Here is a 3060-nt window from a genome sequence, read left to right on the forward strand (position 1 = left end):
GCCCACTCAACAAGCTTGGTGGAGTCCTCAGATGTTTACCGAATCGGGCAAGAAACCCCATCTAAAGAGGCAATTGCCCGGGTGGCGGTTGAGTTTATAGAACCGGGGCAGTCGGTGCTGTTGGATGACTCTACGACCGTGCTTCAAATGGCCAAAAGACTCCAAACCAAGAGCCCAGTCACCGTTATTACCAATGTCCTAACCTTGATGAACGAGCTAAATGGGGCACGGGGGGTTCAGCTGGTGGCCCTGGGTGGGACTTTTCACAACTGGTGCTCAGCGTTTATGGGAAGTGTCACCACTGACGCCATCAAACGGCTTCGGGCCGATGTGGCCTTTATTTCCTCAGCATCGGTAGTGGATGGGATGTGTTTTCACCAGTCTGAAGATTCCGTCGCAACAAAAAGAGCCATGCTTAGCGTTGCTGCCAAGAAGATCTTGCTTGTGGACCATACCAAATTCGACAGAAGGGCTCTGCACGCCCTGGCAAGTTTGGACGAGTTTGATCACGTGATTGTGGATTCTGGCACCAAGCCCGAGCACATAGAAAATATGCGCTCGCAGGGCATCGACGTCATAGTTGCCCCAAACTAGCCAATTTTTGGCCAAAATCCAGTGCTTTGGGCTTTTTCCCAGCATTTTTGTTATTTTTTTCCAAAGAACCCCGCTATCGTGACAAAAAGATAACAATTAGATAACATAAGCGTGGAATCTCACATTTTGCGCTCAATCTAGTCGCATACTTGGCCCAACAGTTCTCATCGAAGAGGACGTCAGAACATGGGAGAACGCGAAGATGCGTGCAGTCGTTTTTGAAGAAATTGGTAAATTTGGCGTCCACACCCTGCCCGACCCAACTCCCGGCCCTAATGACCTGATTATTCAGGTATCGGCCGTGGGGATCTGTGGCACCGACGTTCACCTCATTGATGGCGAGTTTGAGGGCGCACGTTTCCCGATCATTCCTGGCCACGAAATCTCCGGCATCGTAGTCGAGACCGGCAAAGAGGTAGTCGGCTTCGCCAAGGGTGACAAGGTCACCGTCAACAACACCTTGACTTGCATGAAGTGTGAGTTTTGTCTAAATGGCCGCTCTAACCTTTGCCGCAAGTGGGAGGGCATGGGAGTTGTTGGAAACGACGGTGGCTCTGCGGAATTCATGAAAGCACCCGCGGCGAACTGCTATAAGCTATCCGACTCTGTGGATCTAAATCACGCTGCTTTAATTGAGCCGCTTGCATGCGCAGTGCGCGGTTACGATCAGATTCCGCGTGACCTTGGAAAACATTTCTTGGTTTACGGAGCAGGAACAATGGGTCTGATGATGGCACAGCTAGCACCACGAGCTGGAGCGGTCTCCGTGACAATAATCGACACCAACGCATCAAGACTCGAAGCGGCACGTGAGGTTGGAATTGAAACCCGTTTGGGAAACGCGAACGACGCAGCTCGCGAGCAGTGGGATGTAGTTATCGACTGCACCGGTGTAATCCCCGCAATCGAAGATGGTCTCACCCGCGTGAAGCCGGGCGGAACATTTTTGCACTTCGGTGTTGCCGCTGCAGATAAAAAAGCCAGCTACTCGCCATTTAGGGTTTACCGAGATGAAATAAACATAACGGGAACAATGGCTTCTCTTTCGTCTTTCGATCGAGCTGTTGCACTATTTGAAGCAGGTGCCCTGCAGGCCACCCCGATGATTAGCCACTACTACTCACTCGATGACTACTCAGGAGCCATGGACATGTTCAGGGAAGGAACTGGCCGCAAGCTTCAGATTCGTCCCGGATCAGCGGATTCAGGAAAACTGCTCTAAACGCTAAAAGCCCAAACGTCCCTCTAAGACTCGAGAAATGAAAATGAAAAAACAGAGCCTAATCAATTTGACTCTCACAGTTGGAGTAATCGTCGCTATCGGCCTCAACACCACCTATGTCACTGGAGCGGATGTCACTCTTTTGGAAAAAGGGGTGAAGGCCAAAGTTGATTCTGCCGCTTTTGCTGACGAGAACTACCAAAAAACCATCGTCCCCTATATCCTCGATAATTCTTACCCGTTGGCGGAGCTAGATCTCGAGATTATTGCCGACCCCAACGTTGCGGGTGCTAAATACGGTAAGCGTGATGGCAACAACGCCGCTTATTCGGTGGCCACCAAGTTCACAGCTATCGGTGGAGAGTTAAAAGGAGACCTCCTAGTCCTTGAGGTCGAGGGAGTCACTACACCGGTTTATCTTCAAGTGGGACCCGCTTTGAATGGAACTGCTCTTCGCGACGTGACCGGCCTTGTGAAATTTACCGACTTTGAAAATCAGCTTGCTTACCAGGACATCGGTACCAAGCTCAATGACAAGGTCCGCGACACTGTTTTGTCTGGGATTGACAAGACAACACTTACCGGTAAACAGCTGGACATTATTGGTGCCTTTTCACTATTCAATCCAAAGCAGTACATAGTCATTCCGATCTCATTGAAAGTGGTCCAATAATGTCATCCGGACTCGTAGTCCTCAAGGCCAGGGGTATAACAAAAGAGTACGGCGTCACGAAGGCGCTGAAGGGTGTTGACTTCGACGTTCGTGCGGGGAAAGTAACTACTCTTTTTGGTGAAAATGGCGCCGGTAAATCAACCCTGATGAAAATTCTTTCCGGCGTCGAACAGCCCACTTCTGGAACTCTCGAGGTAAACGGTGAGATGGTGAAATTTGCCTCGACAACCGATGCGGCCGCCAAGGGTATTGCAATCATTCACCAGGAGCTAAACCTGGCGCCAAACCTGCCGGTAAGAGACAACATATTTATGGGCCGCGAAATAAAAGGACGTTTTGGAGTTGACTTTGAGGCAGAGCGAAAGGCAACTGTGGCCGTGCTCGATCGCCTCGAGGAGCAAATTTCACCTGAGACCCTGGTGTCAGAGCTTCGTCTGGGCCAGCAACAAATTATCGAAATCGCGAGAGCGCTAAGTTCTGACGCCAGCATCCTAATAATGGATGAACCTACTAGCGCTCTAAGCGCAACCGAGGTTGAGGTCCTTTTTAAGGTTATCGAGGAACTAAAGGC

General features: G+C 50.5%; 4 protein-coding genes. All 4 read left to right on the forward strand.

Annotated elements, in window-relative coordinates; genetic code table 11:
* Positions 1–594 (forward strand): DeoR/GlpR family DNA-binding transcription regulator (locus WAO31_RS03665; protein WP_509590390.1); only part of this gene is annotated, 594 nt, incomplete at its 5' end.
* A gap of 202 nt (positions 595–796) precedes the next feature.
* Positions 797–1816 carry a zinc-dependent alcohol dehydrogenase family protein gene (locus tag WAO31_RS03670; RefSeq protein WP_509590392.1) on the forward strand — a complete coding sequence of 340 codons (1020 nt, stop codon included), beginning with the start codon at positions 797–799 and terminating at the stop codon, positions 1814–1816.
* A 37-nt stretch (positions 1817–1853) separates the two neighbouring features.
* A complete protein-coding gene (locus WAO31_RS03675) occupies positions 1854–2489 on the forward strand; it encodes a DUF2291 family protein (protein WP_509590395.1) in 636 nt (211 codons plus the stop codon).
* Positions 2489–3060: ATP-binding cassette domain-containing protein (locus tag WAO31_RS03680; RefSeq protein WP_509590397.1), on the forward strand; the 572-nt coding region annotated here is incomplete at its 3' end. The genes WAO31_RS03675 and WAO31_RS03680, both read left to right, overlap by 1 nt.

It is taken from the genome of Rhodoluna sp., assembly GCF_049276775.1.
Lineage (GTDB): Bacteria > Actinomycetota > Actinomycetes > Actinomycetales > Microbacteriaceae > Rhodoluna.

Bases quoted from the DNA above. Each gene is read 5' to 3' on its own strand.
- WAO31_RS03675 (WP_509590395.1), top strand. From the start codon at position 1,854: ATGAAAATGAAAAAACAGAGCCTAATCAATTTGACTCTCACAGTTGGA.
- WAO31_RS03670 (WP_509590392.1), top strand. From the start codon at position 797: ATGCGTGCAGTCGTTTTTGAAGAAATTGGTAAATTTGGCGTCCACACC.